Source organism: Roseivirga seohaensis subsp. aquiponti, assembly GCF_001267955.1.
Lineage (GTDB): Bacteria > Bacteroidota > Bacteroidia > Cytophagales > Cyclobacteriaceae > Roseivirga > Roseivirga seohaensis.
On sequence record NZ_JSVA01000022.1, the window covers coordinates 28,286 to 46,624 of the forward strand.

Consider the following 18,339-nt stretch of genomic DNA (forward strand, 5'->3'; position numbering starts at 1 on the left):
TGAATGAAGCCAATCGGCAAAGACTACGTAAAGAAGAAGTACGACCAGGTGGTTCCGGGAGGAATTGACGAGTGGCCGGTCGTGAGCTTGAGCAATAACAGGGATGCTTTTATTAAGGAAGTGACCGCTGAAAGTATTAAGCGTATAAAAAAACTCACCCCAAAGCGTTCAAGCTTAATTGAGGAAATTGAAACCACTCTTTTTAGAGAAAAGCTTAGGGTAAAAAGAAATCCATGGGCGGTTGACCCACCAGACGAAGCTGACTTTCTTCAATCCATCAAAGATAGACTTCTTGAAATATCGACAAATGACGACAAGGAAGACATTGATGAGACTTTAGAAGATATACTTTCAGAAATTATAGAGCGCTACGCCAGTGAAATTGCTGGAAACTTCAAGAAGTCAAGGTACAGAATGGCTCGTTCCATTGTTACTTTTGGTTTTGCTAGGCTTTTAAACGCATCTCGTGCCCGAGGTTTTTGGTCGATTTTCAGTACTCGATATTCGCTTCAAGATAAAATTCATATTACTGGAGAAGTAGAGGAATTACGCACCTTGGCCAAAAAAGGAACGATCATTATGGTGCCTACCCATTTCAGTAATCTTGATTCTATATTAATAGGCTGGGTAATTAGTGCTTTGGGCTTGCCTGCTTTTATTTATGGTGCTGGCTTAAACCTCTTCAACATAAAAATATTTGCCTACTTTATGGAAAGCCTTGGGGCCTATAAAGTAGACAGAAGAAAGAAAAACCTACTCTATTTAGAAACCCTAAAGAGTTATTCTAGTCTTGCAATTCAGAAAGGTTGCCATAGCCTTTTCTTCCCTGGCGGAACCCGTTCACGCTCAGGACAAATAGAAAAGAGATTGAAACTTGGCCTTTTAAGCACAGCTATTGAAGCTCAGCGTGTCAACTATCAGAAAGGGAAAAGAGACGGTCTGCACAAAATATTTATTGTTCCAGTAACTTTAAACTACAATTTTGTGCTTGAGGCGCCTTCTCTTATTCGTGAATACTTAAGACTAAAAGGGCAAGAGCGCTACTATGTAGAAAACGATGAGTACTCTACCTCATATAAAATCTTTGCTTTCTTGCTTAAATTCTTTACCAAGGGTTCAGACATATCAGTGTCCATCGGAAGAGGTTTAGATGTGCTGGGGAATTATGTAGATACAGATGGCAATAGTTATGACAAAAGTGGCCGTCAAATAGATACTCAAGAGTACTTTACTAAAGACGGAAAAATCATTTCGCACGACCAGCAACGCGAAGATGAATATACCCGCATGTTGAGTGATAGAATAGTTGAAGAATTCCATCGAATCAATAAGGTTTTTGCCAGTCATTTGGTGGCATTTGTAGCCTTTGAAATGCTTCAAAAGAAATTCAATAAACTGGACTTGTATAACTTTTTGAGAATTCCGGAAGAAGACCAAATCATTCCTTATGAGGAATTTAAGACGGTTTTCCAAACAGTTTTAAGAAGAGTTCATGAAATGTATAATAAGGGAGAAGTTAGTGTTTCCCCATACCTTACCGGAGACCCTGATAAGATTATTGCGCACGGTTTGGCCAACGTGGGTATGTACCATGCCAAGCGTCCGCTGATAAAGAATAAGAAGGGAGATATTTATACCCAAGATTTAAATTTGCTGTTTTACTATCACAACCGTTTAGTAGGTTATAATCTTGAGAAATATGTCTAAAGAATGTGTTGGAGTCATTGGTTCAGGCAGTTTTGGAACAGCCGTAGCAAATATTCTTTCAAAGAATTCCAAGGTATTATTATATGCCCGAAATGCTGAAACAGTCGAAAAAATTAAGTCGACCAGAATTTCGAACGGACAACACCTCCACGAAAACATAACCGTTACAAATAGTTTAGAAGAAGTTGCGCAAAAGTGTAACGTTATTTTCCCTGTAGTTCCTTCATCTAATTTCAGGGAAATGATGCGCCAGTTCGCTCCTTTTCTACATCCATACCATGTACTCATTCATGGCACCAAAGGCTTAGATTTAATTCTACCTCACGAAACACCAACCGATTTCAAAATGGATCGATCATGCATTAGAACCATGAGTGAGGTAATAAGGGAAGAGAGTGTAGTGGTGCGTGTGGGTTGTATGGCAGGCCCTAATTTGGCAAAAGAATTAGCTTTAGGTCACCCAGCAGCTACTGTAATTGCTTCGCCATTCAATGAGGTAATTAATGAGGGCAAAAGGTTACTCAGATCAGAAAAATTTCAAGTTTACGGAAATCAAGACTTGAAGGGAGTCGAACTTTGCGGAGTACTTAAAAACATAATTGCTATTGCTTCAGGTATCATCTCTGGTTTAGGTTTTGGCGATAACGCTAAAGGATTATTGATCAGCAGAGGTTTAGTTGAAATGATCTACTTGGGAAAAGCCTTGGGTGGAGAAATATCGTCATTCATTGGTTTAGCAGGCATTGGCGACTTGGTCGCCACCGCTTCGAGTCAAACCAGCCGAAACTACACTATTGGTTTTAAATTGGCGCAAGGAAAAAGCATGGATGAAGCCATTGCCGAGATGGAAGAAACCGCTGAAGGTGTAAACACGATTAAAATCATTAAGCAATTAGCAGATGCCCAAGGGATTAAACCTTTAATTACCGACACCCTTTATAAAATTCTTTATGAAGGAATGAAACCACAGGACGGCCTAAGCTATTTAATGAAATACCCAGGCAATATTGATATCGACTTTCTTTAAAAGCCGATATCAAAACATCTCCTTTTCTATTCAATCAGATATCCCCTAATTTCAATTATATTAAGAGAGGTGCGTTCTAACATCACAAGCTATCAAATTCAAGAAACACTATATTATCATTCTTTGCCTGACTTTCTGGTCTTCTGTTTCGCTATATGCCCAACAGAAAAAAATAAACTATGATACTATACCCTTACCCAAAAACACCACCATTATTTTAAAAGATGTACGATATACTTTCGATAAAGACACTATATTAATTTTACCCGATACTGTCTTTTACAAAGTTAGGGGCAATTTTTATCAACGCCTTCAAGGCAAATGGTCTAACCGAAAAATAACAAAAGAGCTTTTCAACCTTTTGTTTTCGCTGCCTTCTGATGATTTCAAGCTCGACACCACTCAGTTTTCTATAAGTGAAAATCCATTTAAAAATTATAATGGAAAAACCATAGGAAACATTGAGCTTATTAAGCTCAAAGCTTTAGGAACTAGAATGGATAAACCCGATGAGAAGCCAAAATCCTTTATTCAAAAAACCGGTAATACAGTAAACTTTAACACCAGAGAAAGGGTAATTCTGAACAACCTGCTTTTTTCTAGTGGTGATATAGTCGACCCACTAATCATTGCTGATAATGAAAGAATTCTTCGTGAACTGCCTTACATTAAAGATGCACGAATTTACCTAAAACCAAGAGAGGATAACCCCGAAATTGTTGATGTAGAGATAATAACGAAAGACGTTTTGGCCTTATCTTTTGACATTGAAGCACGCGATTTTGACTCGGGGGTTTTAAGGGTAAACCACAAAAATATTTTTGGTTCTGGGCACGAAATAGACAATCGTTTTTCCGTAGACCAAAGTTCAGACCAAAGGTACAGTTATCAGATACGTTATCGAGTGCCCAATATTAAGCGTTCTTTTATTTCGTTTGAAGCCAATTACGCCAATACGGTAAATCAAGATTTTAGCAGCATAAAACTTCAGCGTGAGTTTATTTCACCAAAAATTAAGTTTGCAGGTGGTATTGAATTTACGAACCAAAGACTTCGTTTTACTGAACTATCCAATATCATTTCAGACGAAGAGTATGACTTTCAAACAATTAACCAACGTTATGACTTTCAAGATTTTTGGCTAGCTAGGGCTTTCCCTCTCAACTTAAAAGACCCTATTCGAAATGAAAGAACAAGGCTTATTGTTTCAGGAAGAATTTCAAACATAAAATTTACGCTCAGACCAGAAGTTGATACTGAACTTAATCAACCATTCCATAACCGAACTTTAGCCATTGGCTCTGTCGGAATTTCGCAAAGAAGATACTTTAAGGATCAACTCATTTTTGGCTATGGAAGAACTGAGGATATACCTTATGGCTATCAAATTGAATTACTAGGAGGTTATGAATGGGCAGAATTTGGTCACCGCTATTTTCTTGGCGGGAAAGCCGGCCGAGGAGGATACATGGGCAACCTAGGCTATTTCTTAGGAGGTTTTTCGTTAGAAAGTTTCCTTAAAAATAAAATTTTTGAACAAGGTGTATTCAAAGCTGATTTCCGTTTTTTCAGCTCATTAATTGACCTAAACCGATGGAAGTTCAGGCAATTCATAAATGTAAATTACACCTACGGCATCGACCGATTTTCGAACGAGTACATTGATATAAGAGACGGAAATGGCATAAGGGGTTTGAAAAGTAATACACTTAGAGGGACTCAACGTTTCTTAATTAATATTGAAACGGTAAGCTTTACCCCATTTGAAGCCGCTGACTTTAAATTAGCTGTTTTTGGTTTTTACGACCTTGGCATGGTAAACAATGGTAGTAAAAATATTTTTAGCGAAAAGGCTCAATCCGGAATGGGTTTAGGCTTTAGGATTAGAAATGACAACCTTACTTTTAAGGCCATTGAAATTCGCTTGGCCTATTACCCCGATGCCCCAGTTGGACTACCAATGACAGACCTGAGCCTATCTGGGAATAGCGGGTTTAACTTTTCGGATTTCCTGATTACAAAGCCATCCCCGAGCCTGTTTAAATAAAGACTATTCTGGTTTCTTGAACTTATCCATATGCTTTAATCGCTCAAGTAATGGGGGATGTGAATAGTTTACAAAAACATAAGCAGGATGCGGTGTAAGGTTATTAAGACTATCTACTGAAAGTTTCTTTAGCGCAGACTGCAATGGAACAGGATTGTAGGTTGTAGAAGCATAAGCGTCTGCTTCGAATTCGTTCTTTCTGCTAATCATGTTCATTAAAATACCTGTAAGTTTCGAAATTGGCGTATAAAGCAGCGCAAATGCAACAAGGTTTAAATGAACCGATAGATCTTCTGCACCCAAGGCCATGGAAAGATTTTCATTAAAAATAAGAAGAGATAAAACATATAATGTTATCGCCATTTGCACTACAGATATAGCCATGCCAACCATAACATGTTTCTTTTTAAAATGGCCTACTTCATGTGCCAAAACAGCCACAAGTTCATCATCTGATTGTTTTTCAATGAGCGTGTCGTAAAGCACAATTTTCTTTTTCTTCCCCATTCCAGAGAAAAAGGCATTTGCCTTACTAGACCTTTTAGAGCCATCAATTACAAAAATATTGTCTAAAGGGAATTTAACGCGTTCGGCATAGGCGTTAATCTTATCCTTCAATTCGCCCTCGGCCAAAGGAGTCAGTTTATTGAACAAAGGCAAAATAAGTGATGTATAAAAAACACTCATAAATAGTGAGAATGCCGTAATAACGATTAGCGCATAAATCCAGAATTGCTCTTGCCATTCAAAAATTAGCCATAGCAACACATAGCCCAGACCTCCACCTAAAATAACGACCAACAAATAGCCCTTTAGCTTATCTGCCCAAAATGTTTTCAAGGAAGTTTTATTGAAGCCAAACTTTGCTTCAATAACAAAAGTAGAATACAGTTCAAAGGGTATATTAATAATGTCAGAAACCAAAAACAGAACACCAAAGAAAGCCAACGAATGCAGCATTGGGCTTGTAAAATGGGCCGAAAGCCAAATATGTAAATCTCCGAAAAGCCCAAAAGCAAGAATCAACACAGTAAGTGTTGTATTAAACGCGGTGGTAAGAAATGAGAATTTCGATCTGGCTTTTAAATATCGTTGTGATTTAGCGTACTCTTCTGGGGGATAAATATCTTTGAGTTCCTCTGGTAATTTACTTTTAGCTGATTTCATATTGAGGAAATCGAGTAATTGATCAAAGAAATAATCAACCAAAACAATTCCTATAATCAGGTATAGTAGCTGTACCGAAGACATGCTAATTTAGTTTTTCGGGCAAGGAATACTCCACTGGTCGCGCGGAAGCCTCAAAGGTTTACCCCATTGAAATAAGTAAGATATGGAGATTTCATGAGCTCCTCCACTCGCATTACTCAATTCAGAGAGCGTGTAATCGTAGCTATAGCCAAAGTTAAAATCACTAGTAGTAACTCCAAAAGAGAAAATTAACGCCTCATTATTAGGGAAGTTCTCGAAAGTTTTAATTGGCAATCCTCTGTATTGTAAACCCAAATTGATTGGCTCTAAGTGTAAAAAGAAACCGGCATCTAACTGACTAAATTCTCCTTGAGTTTTGTATTGAAAAATTGGAGTAATGCTTCTTTCCTTTCTTGTATAGGTAAGGTCTCTTCTTAGTGCCCCTTCCTTCAGCATAATTTTATACCCTCCATGAATACTAACGCGCTGATTCAATGGGCTATCACCATCTAAAAGCGACTGATTTGGTTCTGTTAAATGTTGAACAGAAGCACCCAGAAATAAATTTCTTGAATACAGAATTCCCCCAACTCCAAGATCTAAATAGTTAACATTCAAATTACTGCCCGTTACTCTTGGGTCGCCTGGTAAATTAGGGTCAAAGCCAGTAACTGGGTTAATCTGACTGGCGAAAACTAGGTCTGAAAAATTGGCATTCCGCATAAAATAATTGGCTTGAATACCCGGACGAAAAACGAGATTATCAGAAACTTTCAGTTGATAAGCGTAAGTAAGCCCTACATTTGTGCTTTGTAAACCAGCAACACCTTCACGATCAGTAGTTACGATAAACCCTACACCACTATTATATTTTTCCAAATAATGGTCGGCATAAAATGAAAAGGTTACAAATGAGGCATCGAGCGATGGCCATTGGTTTCGGTAGTTAATTCCCAATCGGGTAAACCCCGAAGCACCAGTAAAAGCAGGGTTGATATACAAGGGTGCAGCATAGAACTGTGAGAACTGCGGATCCTGAGCTTTAACCTCTCCCAATCCTATTCCCAAAATGGCAATCAACAAAAATAAAGTTTTGCGCATTTAAACTTTTAACCTTTAACGCTTGAGTACCCTCAAACTATTGTGAAACGTAAAGTTATTTTTTTTCCTCGAAACCCAACACTCAAAGCTTACCTTACTAAGAGAATTCCCTTATCTTAGGGCTGACTTTAAGGAGCGATGAATATAATAAAAACTCCGTTAACCACGTAATAGGGTTATATTTTAGCTCCAGTGTTTTATTACTAGACATCATTTAGCGTGGTAAGAAAAACTCGCATTTTACTCCTTTTATTAGGAATCACTTTCTCGGTACTGACACAAGCTCAGAACTTTACACGTCATAATTGGTATTTCTCCAACAATGACCAAGCCCTTATTTTTGGTAAAGAACAAGCCGCAAGATCTTTTATAGCAGACGGAAAAATAGCTCAAACCAATGCAGGTGAAAAGCTAACCGCCACCGACCCTACTACTGGAGACCTATTATTTTACTCAGACGGAATCAATATTTATGACGCCAGCCATGCCATTATGGAAAATGGAACTGGCATAACCACAGACCCAAATGCCATTCAACCGTTGGCTTTAAGCCCAGTACCAGGTGTGGGAAATGAATCACGCTATTACGTTTTTCATCGTAATGTAACAGGTGAAATTCTGTACACTTTGGTGGACATGAGTGCTCAAGGAAACAGGGCAGTTGGCCCTCCTGCTGGAGCTGTTGTAATTGGAAGTAAAAATCAACCAACAGGAATTATTAGCCGAGGCGATGGTATGCTTACCGTAGCTTCAGGCGATATGACCCAGTTTTGGTTGGTAACTCAGAATAGCACCAACGGAAACTTCGAAATCCACGAAATACCGGTAGCAGGTCAGCCATTCGACCCACAAGGCGCACCAACAGTATTAACAACCAATGTTCAGGCTGCGCATTTATCACTCAACCCAATGGGTACCCAAATTGCAGTTCGCCCAAGCAATAATGTCAATATTCAAATTTTAGATTTTAACCGCGACACCCCAGAGCTGATGTTCAACCGTTCGGTAGCCAACTCGTTTGTTCCGAACCAAACCCTAACTGGTTCTATTGGCTGGTCGAATAACGGAACCAAACTTTATTTCAGTAGAAACTTAGCTAATTCAACTTCTGGCAACTTATACAGAATAGATTTATCTGACCCTATGGCTTCAGTAGAGCCCGTTTTCGGTAATCCAATAGGCGCGAGCCAAAGTGTAATGCTTGCACCAGACAGTTCGCTCTACCATATATATAAAGAAACCGCAGCTGGCCCTAGGTTATTGGCTAGAATTAACCAACCTGATAGTGCGCTTACTGCATTAGACTACGAGCAATCACTTTTTGAAGGAGCAGACCCTGCTTCTGATTATTTCCAACAGTTTATGCCACCTGCAGCCATTGGCCCAACGGTAACTATTTCAGAGGATGGAGATTACTGCATGAACACTCCTGTTCAGTTCTTTGTCAATATTGACCCCTCGACAGCTATTCCAACTTCATATTCTTGGGATATTCAGCCTTTTGGAATTACTTCAAATGCCATTGCCCCTATTTTTACATTTGATCAAGCCGGAATGTACATGGCCACTCTTACCGTAGAATTTGATGGCATTGGCACAGTAATGTCCAATACCCTCATGGGTGAAATCATGGAAAACGACATTCAGGTATCGCTTCAAGACACCACTATTTGTGAAGGAGAAACCTTAACCTTAGACGCTGAACCTCAGAGCGGTGGTCAAGGCCAGCAAGGCGGAGCAACTGGCGGCCCATTTGAATACCGATGGAACACAGGAGAAACCACTTCTTCTATTGACGTAACAGACGCTGGCAATTACTGGGTCGTGATTACCCCTACTACAGGTTGTCCGATTTACGAAACGGTTGAAGTAAAAGTATATGGTGACGAAAACCCAACGGCCAATATTTGGTATTTTGGGAATGGCGCGGGAATAGACTTTAATGAAGTAGATGGGCTGGCTCCGCCTCCTCGAAGTATTACAACGGCACACGCCATGAACGCACCAGAAGGCACCTCCACCATATCCGATGCCAACGGCCAAGTACTTTTCTATACCAATGGAACAACGGTATGGAATGCTGACAATGGCATAATGCCAAACGGAACTGAAATTGGTGGCGATTCTACCTCTACTCAAGCTGTGGTCATTGTTCCGTTTGAAGATGACGAAACACTCTTCTATGTATTTACAACAGAAGAAGTGCATGGTGACAACACCTATATGCTCAAATATTCTGTTGTTGACCTCAAAGAAGACAACGGATTAGGTGCAGTAATTTCAAAAGACAATGTACTCTTTACCAGAAGCACAGAAAAACTGATTGCCTTAGAAGGTGCTGGTGGTTACTGGTTAATGGCACATGAGTATGGTACAAATACCTTTAGAGCATACCCCATTACAAACCAAGGGATTGGGCAACCAATCTTATCTTCTGTTGGGTCTGTTCACAGCATTAACGATGCTTTAAGCGGTCAAGCAGGAATGAAGTTTTCGGGTGATGGTTTACGTATTGCTGTTGCTTTGATTGAAGGTAATGAAGACTATGTAGAGCTTTTCAGTTTTGATGCCAATACTGGAGAAGTAACTGATTTATTGTATCAAATTGATTTAGGAGAAGGCGGACCAGCGCTAAACGATCAAGTTTATGACGTCCATTTTTCAACAGGAGGCGACAAACTTTTTGCTACCATGAACAACCGCAATGGCGGAGCGCCAGGAGGCAGAATATTAGAATACAGAATTGACTCTGCTTCGACTGAAGTTACGCGACTGGCTTCTAAAACCGATATTTCAACCAGTTCTACTGTTACCGTAAACTACGGTGCTATTCAAACTGGCCCTGATGGACAATTGTATGTAGCTATGGAAATTCCGGGCAACCCAGCAGGAACGCCATTTATTGGTTCCATTAATGTGAATGAAGACACTGCCGCGGTTTCTTCTTTCAACCAAATGCAAGTTCCATTAACTACAGGCAATTCGCGATTAGGGCTACCTAATTTTGTTCAGAATAATGTGAACCCTCCAATGGAACCTTCAATGTCGGCTCCAGACAGCACTTGTGTAGAAGAGAGAATTGAACTTTCGGGAGTAGGAACTTCTGATATTGACGAGTTCTTATGGACGATTATTGACGATGCGAACACCACTGTATTTAGTGCTTCTGGACAAGATACGGCCTATGTTTTCCCTCAAGGACAAGCAGGAAGGTTTGACATTTCGTTGAACATCTCTAACCGCTGTGGCTTCGATACTACATTCGTTCAAACCATTGATGTATTTGATATTCCACCTAGGCCAGCCGTACCTACAGCCGTTGTGCTTTGCGAAGGCTCTAGCCATGATTTAGATGCCTTAGACGGTGGCCCTGACGATCCGACTTTAAGTTTTGAATGGACGAACAGCCAAGGCGCAGTAGTAAGTAACTCAAGATATTATTCGGTGACTGAAGAAGAAATTTATACCATCACCATTACCAGTATTGGTGGAGGGGGTTGTGTTTCCAGTGCCGAAGTTTACGCTGCACCTCCTTTCGAAATTGAATTACCCGAAACCGCCAATCTTTGTGAAGGCGAGTCGCTGACCTTAGATCCAAACGTGAACGCCAACAACTACATATGGACTAGAATCAACCCCGATAATTCGACAACTACATTACCAAACCAAAGAACTGCAGAGGTAGACAGTAGTGTTCCGGGCATATTCACATATGTAGTTTCTATTGAAGACCCAATTGAACCAGGCTGTTTTGCTAATGATTCGACTGTAGTTACCATTAATGGATCACCAAATTTGTCATTGGTGAGTTCTCAAGATGCTAGTTGCCCACAAGTAGGGCCAACTCCTGATGGCGAATTTGTATTCAATATCGCAGGAACAGGAAGTTACAGCTATACCGTAAGTAATGCCTCTGGCGCTACAGTAGCCCAAAACAGTTCGGTAAACGGACCAAATGATGTATCAGTAACGGGTTTAGACGGAGGTATTTATTCTGTTAGTGTAACAGATAATAGTACAAACTGTACAGATGAACTTACAGGCATTGAAATTCAGAACAACAATTTCAATATTATTGAACCCGTGGTAACTGCTGATGCCTCATGTGATACTGCCGATGGGAGCATCACCATTACTTTAGATGATGCTAGCGTTTTCCCTGTTTCCTACGTGCTCACTAGAGATGAACCTGGTTTCAACCCTCGAGTAGTGCCAGTTGAAAACAACAACGGCTTTGTAATTTCTGGCCTCGAAGGCGGTACTTATAATATTGAAGTAACCTCGACAGCTTTGGGTTGTACTGCTACCGCTTCGGGTATTGTGGTAAACCAACCAACAGATGTTCAAAACTTGCAAATATCTGGAACTACAGAGGTATGTGATGTAAACCCAAGCACAACGTTGACAGCAAGTTCAACTGATGGAACAAGTTATGTTTGGCTAAGCCCAAGTGGAGCTACGTTAAATGGTGCAGTCATTAACGCTACCGAATCTGGCACCTATACCGTTACAGCAGATGCTCCAGGTGTAGCTTGCCCTACTTCTGAGTCGGTTATTGTAACGCTCACCGTTCAGCCAGATGTAGAAATTATTCAGGTTGGAGACCTTTGTGATGGCACTTTGGTTTTGGAAGCGCAAATCAATAATGAAAAACCCAACACTACCTACAACTTCGCTTGGTCGACAGGTGAAAATACGAAACGAATTACTGTAACCGCTGACGGCACTTATGATGTAACCGTAAGAGAAGCAGGAGATTTAACTTGTACTGGAACCTACTCAGAAACGATTGATTTCCCTGAAGAATTGGAGGCTACTTTAAGCTCAAGCCCAGCTTGTGATGATGGCCAGCCAATCACACTTACTGTGGATGTTTTATCTGGAAATGCCACTAATTTTATTTGGACCCGCGATAACAGTCAAGTTGCCGTAACAAGCGTCCCTTTCTTAGACGTCAATGATGAAGGATCCTATACAGTTACTATTAGCGACAACAGTGGTTGCTCAATTGAAAGAAGTATTTTGATTCGTAGAAGTGCTATTCCAGAAGGGTTATTGCCTGACTTGGAATACTATTGCCCAACCTCTTCTAATGTACTTACAGTCACTGCTGGTATTGGTTTTGAAACTTATGAGTGGACTTTAGATGGACAACCTTTAGCTCATTCAGTCCAAGACTTGGTCGTTGCTGCGCCAGGTATTTACCAAGTAACTATGACTACAGCTACTGGCTGTGTAAGAGTGGATCAAATGGAGATTATTGAAAGTTGTGATCCAGTTATTTTGGCTCCAAATGTAATTATACCAGAGGGCAATCCGCCAAACAACGTATTTTCAGTGGTTCCAAACGGTTTTGTCTCCGACTTCCAGATTTTCATTTACAGCCGTTGGGGAGAATTGATTTACCAAAGTAGCGCACTAGAGTTTCAATGGAATGGTACTTTTAATGGTCAGCTGGTTCCAATAGGCACCTATCCCTATGTGATTAAATTCAGAAGTAGATTCCAACCAGAAAGAGGTGAGTTTGAACAAAGAGGAGCAATAACCGTAGTTCGTTAGTCCGTAAATAATTACTATTTTCGGGAATGACACGCTACATTTTCGCCCTATCATTTCTATTTCTTTTTACTTTTTCTAATGCTCAAGAAAAGAAAAGGGCAAGAGACTACGGAATTGAAATTGGGGTAATGGCAAGTGGAAACCTCAATGCCATTACGGATGTGCCAGGGGTAAAAGTTGGTCATCAAACACTCATTAAAGGTGATAGTGTTCGAACTGGCGTAACCGCTATCTTACCCCATTCAGGAAATATATTTCAGAACAAAGTGCCTGCCGCCATATACATTGGAAATGGCTTTGGTAAACTGGCCGGCATCAGTCAGGTGCAGGAACTAGGAAACCTAGAAACGCCCATTATTCTTACAAACACATTGAGTGTTCCCATGGGCATACAGGGCACCGTAAAATACGCGTTGGCTTTAGAAGGAAATGAAAATGTTCAGTCGGTAAACGCAATTGTTGGCGAAACCAATGATGGTTACTTAAATGACATTCGAGGAATGCATGTTTCTGAAAATGATGTGATTGCCGCTATTGAAAATGCAAAAACAGGCATCGTTCCTGAAGGAAATGTTGGCGCTGGAACAGGCACTGTCGCTTTTGGTTTTAAAGGGGGAATCGGCACTTCGTCAAGAAAATTACCCGAATCCTTGGGTGGATACACCGTAGGCGTTTTGGTACAAACAAATTTTGGAGGTGTACTTACCATCAATGGCGCACCAGTTGGAAAAGAGTTAGAGCAGTATCCATTTTCAAGTGCGATCAAAAAAAGTGATGGTTCCTGCATGATTGTAGTATTAACCGATGCCCCACTAGACGCTCGCCAACTAGAACGAGTCGCTAAAAGAGCCATGATGGGCTTGGCAAAAACAGGAGGCATTGCCTCAAATGGCAGTGGCGATTATGTTATAGCAGCCTCTACGGCAGAATCCATGCGAATTCCTTACCAAACCAGAGAAAAATTTGATACTGGTGATGTACTAAGAAATGACCACATGAGCTCTATTTTCATGGCAACAATTGAGGCGACAGAAGAAGCCATTATTAATTCGCTATTTATGGCCGAAACCTCTAAAGGAAAAGGTGGGCATACGATTCAACAATTACCGATGGAAAAGGTAATACCCATACTCCAGAAATATGGGGTTATTAAGTAAACCAAAAGATTCCGACTGTTTTATATGATGGTATAATAACGAGCCAACCTCACACTAAAACTAGACCTTGTATTTCTTTCTTTTCACTCACCACCTTCTCATAAGTATTTTTCAATCAAATAATATTCTTTTGAGATGACGGTCGATTCCATATCTTTATCAGTTCAATCGGATTCTACTAGTGCTATTATTGAGGAAAACATATGTATTGTTTCTTCTACTCCTTTTAAACCATACTGCTTTTGCGCAGAATGACAGTTGGGGTAGAGAATTCTATGTAAGTCTGTTTCCGCATGACGAACCTCAAAAAGAGGTTTATTTCCATTTTAGAGCCGAAAAGCCAAGTACAGTTGAAGTCAACTTTGCCAATAAGCAAAGTACAAGCTATGACCTTCCTGTAGGTCAATCGAGCTTTAAACTAACTACCGAACAGATCAACCTGATTACGACTTCAATTTCAAATGGAGAAAACCCGAATACCTCTGCGCAGATTATCTCTGACAATAAAATAATATTTGCTTTTAGTAATTCAGGCAGCTTCAGTGCCGATGCTACCATTGCCACTCCTTTAATTTCAGCAGGGCATCACTATATCGTTGCTGACGACTGGGAAGGTATTATCGGTGGCCCTCCTCCATACATTAGTCAAGTAAACATAATCGCCACAGGCGGTAAATCCGTATTGAAAATAATTCACCCCGATGGAACCGAAAAAGCTCTTTTTCTTGACGCCATGTCTACTTATACCATCGAATCAACCAGCGATCTTTCCGGTTTAGAAATCATTGTATCAAAAGATCAAACCATTGTTCCTAGCAATGGACCGCCCCCACCACCAGGAGGAGTAGGGCTTCCACCTATATACTGCAACCCTGTAATTGTTTATACAGGAAGTCAAAAGCGCCCTTTCGGTTTTTGTCCATTCCCAGCTTCTGGTAGCCATATAGTAGAATCATTACCTCCGCTCTCCGCAATTGGAACAGAATACGTTTTAGCTCCATTTATTGGAAGAGAAGAAAAAAGATACATGTATAAATACATGGCTACCGAAGACAATACGACCATTCAAATTACTAGTAACCTTACAAGCTCAACTGAAGTACTGAACAAAGGTAAATTCAAAATCATACCTTCTGGTTTAGCCTTATCATTTGAAGCAGACAAGCCTATACTAGTAACCCAACAAGCATTTTCACAAGATGGTTGTGATGCCTTCTCCCCTTTTAGGTTAGGTGAAAATATGGGCTCTCCTTTTTCAATTACCTTATCCCCTTTTGAGCAAGGCATTGAAGAAACTGTGGTAGAAATTGTGGAAACCGAGAACATCGTTAATCAGTTTTTAAACATTGCAATTCCAACAGCAGATGCTCCAAATTTCAGTATTTCGCCAAGCCCTGGCGCAGTTAATTTTACCCACATAGGAAATAGCGGTTTTTCCTATGCTACAGTAGCAGTAGAGCCTGGCATTACCTATCGACTGAAAGCTGGTACAGGTAAATTTACCGTAACCGAATACGGGTTTGGTCCCGGAACCAGCTATGGACAAAACCCTTTTCAGAACTTAAATAACCTGAATTTCGAAGTAGCCATCAACGATCAGCAGTTAGGAGTGATACGAGAAGACGCCTGCCTAAATACTGAATTAGAATTCAATTTAAATTATCTCAAGCCAGGGCTTGAAAACACATACAACCACATTGAATGGGATTTTGGTGATGGCACTACGGCTGAAGGGATCAATGTAAATAAAACCTATAGTGAAGCCGGACTGTACAGAATTTCGGCTAAGGTGTTTACTGATGAAGATATTTGTTTAACTACCCACACTCTAATTCGGGAAGTAGAAGTACATGAAATAAAAGCCGAGCGTATAGAGGGACCTACTTCACTATGCCCTTTCTCTGAAAATATGGTTTACACTCTCATAAAAGACGGTGACTATTTCTATAATTGGGAAGTGGTAGGAGGTACAATCGTAGGTCCTGATAACCAAGAAACAGTAACCATAAACTGGGGAGCTCCCAACCTGCAAGCCAAAGTGAGGGTATATGTGTCGGATGTGTTTAACTGTACTATTCCCGTGATCGAGCTGCCAGTAGTATTGGAAGCCAAAGACGAATTAAGTCCTGACAAACCTTTTGGTAGTACCGAAGTATGCTTTCAAGAAAAAGCCAACCAAACTTATTATACTCCCCAGATTACAGGCGCTACTTTTGAATGGCACATAGTAGGTGGCACAATTACTTCAGGCCAAAACACGAATCAAATTGAAGTGAATTGGACAGAACCAAACGGCAAGATATCCTATACCCTATTTCAAAACTCTTGCTATGGAACTTCCGAAGCACTAAATGTTTTGGTTTACGAAGATATATCCTTCGACATTCAAACCACTGACCTTTCATGCTTTGGAGCCGATGACGGCAAAGCCAGCGTATCCATTCAAGGAGGAAAAGCACCATACACCATTTCCTGGAGCAATGGTAAAGATTTAACACCGAATGTAAGCGATTTGGCCGTTGGAGAATATGAAGTAACTGTAACAGACGCAATTGGCTGTAGCTTAACCCAAACCTTTGATATCTCATCTCCTCAGCTTTTAACAGCCGATGTGCAAGAATTTAAATTTTGTAACGGAGAAGCTGACGGTATTGTGAGCATAATTCCCAAAGGAGGCACTGCTCCTTTCACCTATCATCTTTTTGCTAGCACTAGCGCTAGCAATTACGATGTAACACAATCAGAACCTCTATTTGATAAGCTCTTTGCTGGTATTTATACTTTAGTAGTAACGGACAAAAATGGTTGTACTTCGAATCATTATGTGGAACTAGCAGACCCTGCTCCGCTTCAATTACGGGTAAGCGACAATGTCGCCATTTGTCCACAGCAACAAGACGGAACCATAACGATTAGTGTAACTGGCGGTACCGAACCTTATACCTATCAGTGGTCGACACAACCAAACGTAAACGCCCCAACCATTTATGATTTGGGCAAAGGAACTTATCAGGTAGTTGTAACTGATGCCAATGGATGTACTATTTCTAAAGAAATCAAAAAGGAAGAAACTTACCCTAAGCTATTTGTGCCCAACATTTTCACCCCAGATGGTGATGGAATTAACGACACCTTCAAGCCGATATCTCCTTGCATTGTCAATTACCAAATCACCATTTTCAACCGATGGGGGCAGCCCATTTTCATTTCTGAAACTGGTGGAGAATGGGACGGCACACAAGATGGAAAAGACCTCCCCACTGGCACCTACATCTATAGAATTGATTACTCTGACCCTATCAACCCCGAACTAGCCGCCCAAACCAAAGGCAGGGTGGTGATGTATAAGTAGGTCAGTTTTCCTATTTCTTCGAAGAAAACACATCAAATACTAACTGATCTTCATCTGGCTGATAATCAATTTGACGTGCCAAGTGTAGGCCTTCTCTGCTTACAAAGGAAGTTTGATATTCATATAACCCTTCAGTCAATTCAAGTTCATCAAGCTTCTCAAAATTTGAGTCTACTACAATTATTGAAAGCCTAAAACCACTTTTACCTTTTTCATATTGTTCAGACGTTCTTTCATGAAGCGCTACCCGATAATAAACATCCTTATAAGGGTCATAAATGTAGTTCATATAAAAACCTTGCATATTAGTAAGGTCGGAAAGTTCATTAAAACTATAGCCATACAAAGTAGGCGTATCGTTACGCTTAGGGAGCGGCTTCATCTCTCTCATGTATTCAGATTTTACCGACTTACTTTCTTGAATGCTATCCAAATTTGAAATCGAAATAATATCCACTTCTGGATTTTTAGTGTAACTCAAACTGAACTGTTCCTTATTTGGGTTAAAGGCCAAAGAAGAGGCAAATGGAGTATAAACTCCCCAGAAATTATTCAGCATTAAAGGTTGTGGAAGCGAATGATACTCTCGTTCTCCAGTCCTTAAATTCAACTCAATCATATAGATCAGTCGCTGATCATCAAAAGGATTTGCTCCTGCATTCTGGACAGAAATAAAAAGTCGATCACCATTTTTGAAAGCTTGAGAAATCGGTGACACCATCATGTGAAACCCTTGTTTTGACTGTTCTTCACTATCATCCCCTATTCCAACATCATAGGAACGTAACTTCTCACCTTTTGCATTCATTAAGTGTACCCTGCTTTGCCAATGATTGAAAAAGAATATGGAATCTGAATTCTGCATAAAGTGCCCCATATTTGAAATAGGGCCGATTCCATCTGGGCCGTCTTTCAGAAAGCCTATCTGCTTTTCTATTTGACCAGTTGAATAATCAAAAACATTTACACTAACATTCAAATGATTAAAGATGGACAGTTTGGTAGTTCCGTCCTGTTCAAAAGTTAAGATGGACTGGTTATAGGGAGCCAACGTACTGTCCAAATAAAAAACCTTTTCCCCTACTTTCTCAAGTTCAAATTTACCTAAGGCATCACCATTTACATTTTCCTTCTGTGTTGAACAAGCCCAGAAGAGCAGCAAAAACAGGATTAAAAAATATTTTTTATTTGAGTTAGT

At 40.2% G+C, this 18,339-nt stretch carries 9 protein-coding genes; 6 read left to right on the top strand and 3 right to left on the bottom strand.

Annotation, left to right across the window (positions count from 1 at the left end; genetic code table 11):
- Positions 1 to 3 precede the first annotated feature (3 nt).
- The 3 genes from OB69_RS16710 to OB69_RS16720 all read left to right on the top strand — a co-directional run bounded on the left by OB69_RS16710 (position 4) and on the right by OB69_RS16720 (position 4,781).
- Positions 4 to 1,707, top strand: a complete 1,704-nt coding sequence (locus OB69_RS16710; protein ID WP_053224903.1) for a 1-acyl-sn-glycerol-3-phosphate acyltransferase — start codon at positions 4 to 6, stop codon at positions 1,705 to 1,707.
- Complete coding sequence (locus OB69_RS16715; RefSeq protein ID WP_176699981.1) at positions 1,700 to 2,734, top strand: NAD(P)H-dependent glycerol-3-phosphate dehydrogenase; 1,035 nt, start codon at positions 1,700 to 1,702, stop codon at positions 2,732 to 2,734. The genes OB69_RS16710 and OB69_RS16715 overlap by 8 nt, the downstream gene beginning before the upstream one ends.
- Positions 2,735 to 3,095: 361 nt before the next feature.
- Complete coding sequence (locus OB69_RS16720) at positions 3,096 to 4,781, top strand: BamA/TamA family outer membrane protein (RefSeq protein ID WP_053224905.1); 1,686 nt, start codon at positions 3,096 to 3,098, stop codon at positions 4,779 to 4,781.
- Between the two features lie 3 nt (positions 4,782 to 4,784).
- Here the strand turns inward: OB69_RS16720 and OB69_RS16725 are convergent, their stop codons facing one another.
- Together OB69_RS16725 and OB69_RS16730 are read right to left on the bottom strand one after the other, a co-directional pair.
- Positions 4,785 to 6,032: a M48 family metallopeptidase gene (locus OB69_RS16725; RefSeq protein WP_053224906.1), complete on the bottom strand. Its 1,248-nt coding sequence runs from the start codon at positions 6,030 to 6,032 to the stop codon at positions 4,785 to 4,787.
- 6 nt (positions 6,033 to 6,038) lie between these two features.
- Positions 6,039 to 7,073, bottom strand: a complete 1,035-nt coding sequence (locus tag OB69_RS16730) for a PorP/SprF family type IX secretion system membrane protein (RefSeq protein ID WP_053224907.1) — start codon at positions 7,071 to 7,073, stop codon at positions 6,039 to 6,041.
- A 219-nt stretch (positions 7,074 to 7,292) separates the two neighbouring features.
- Between OB69_RS16730 and OB69_RS16735 the strand changes: the two genes are divergently transcribed.
- The 3 genes from OB69_RS16735 to OB69_RS16745 all read left to right on the top strand — a co-directional run bounded on the left by OB69_RS16735 (position 7,293) and on the right by OB69_RS16745 (position 17,141).
- On the top strand, positions 7,293 to 12,632 hold the full coding sequence (locus OB69_RS16735) for a T9SS type B sorting domain-containing protein (RefSeq protein ID WP_053224908.1): 5,340 nt from the start codon (positions 7,293 to 7,295) through the stop codon (positions 12,630 to 12,632).
- A gap of 26 nt (positions 12,633 to 12,658) precedes the next feature.
- A complete protein-coding gene (locus OB69_RS16740; protein WP_053224909.1) occupies positions 12,659 to 13,789 on the top strand; it encodes a P1 family peptidase in 1,131 nt (376 codons plus the stop codon).
- A 208-nt stretch (positions 13,790 to 13,997) separates the two neighbouring features.
- The gene (locus tag OB69_RS16745; RefSeq protein WP_053224910.1) at positions 13,998 to 17,141 is read left to right on the top strand and encodes a T9SS type B sorting domain-containing protein; all 3,144 of its coding nucleotides are present in this window, start codon (positions 13,998 to 14,000) and stop codon (positions 17,139 to 17,141) included.
- Positions 17,142 to 17,151: 10 nt separating this feature from the next.
- On the opposite strand, the gene OB69_RS16750 is transcribed toward OB69_RS16745, so the two are convergent.
- Complete coding sequence (locus OB69_RS16750) at positions 17,152 to 18,303, bottom strand: DUF4221 family protein (protein ID WP_185096919.1); 1,152 nt, start codon at positions 18,301 to 18,303, stop codon at positions 17,152 to 17,154.
- Between the last annotated feature and the right edge of the window lie 36 nt (positions 18,304 to 18,339).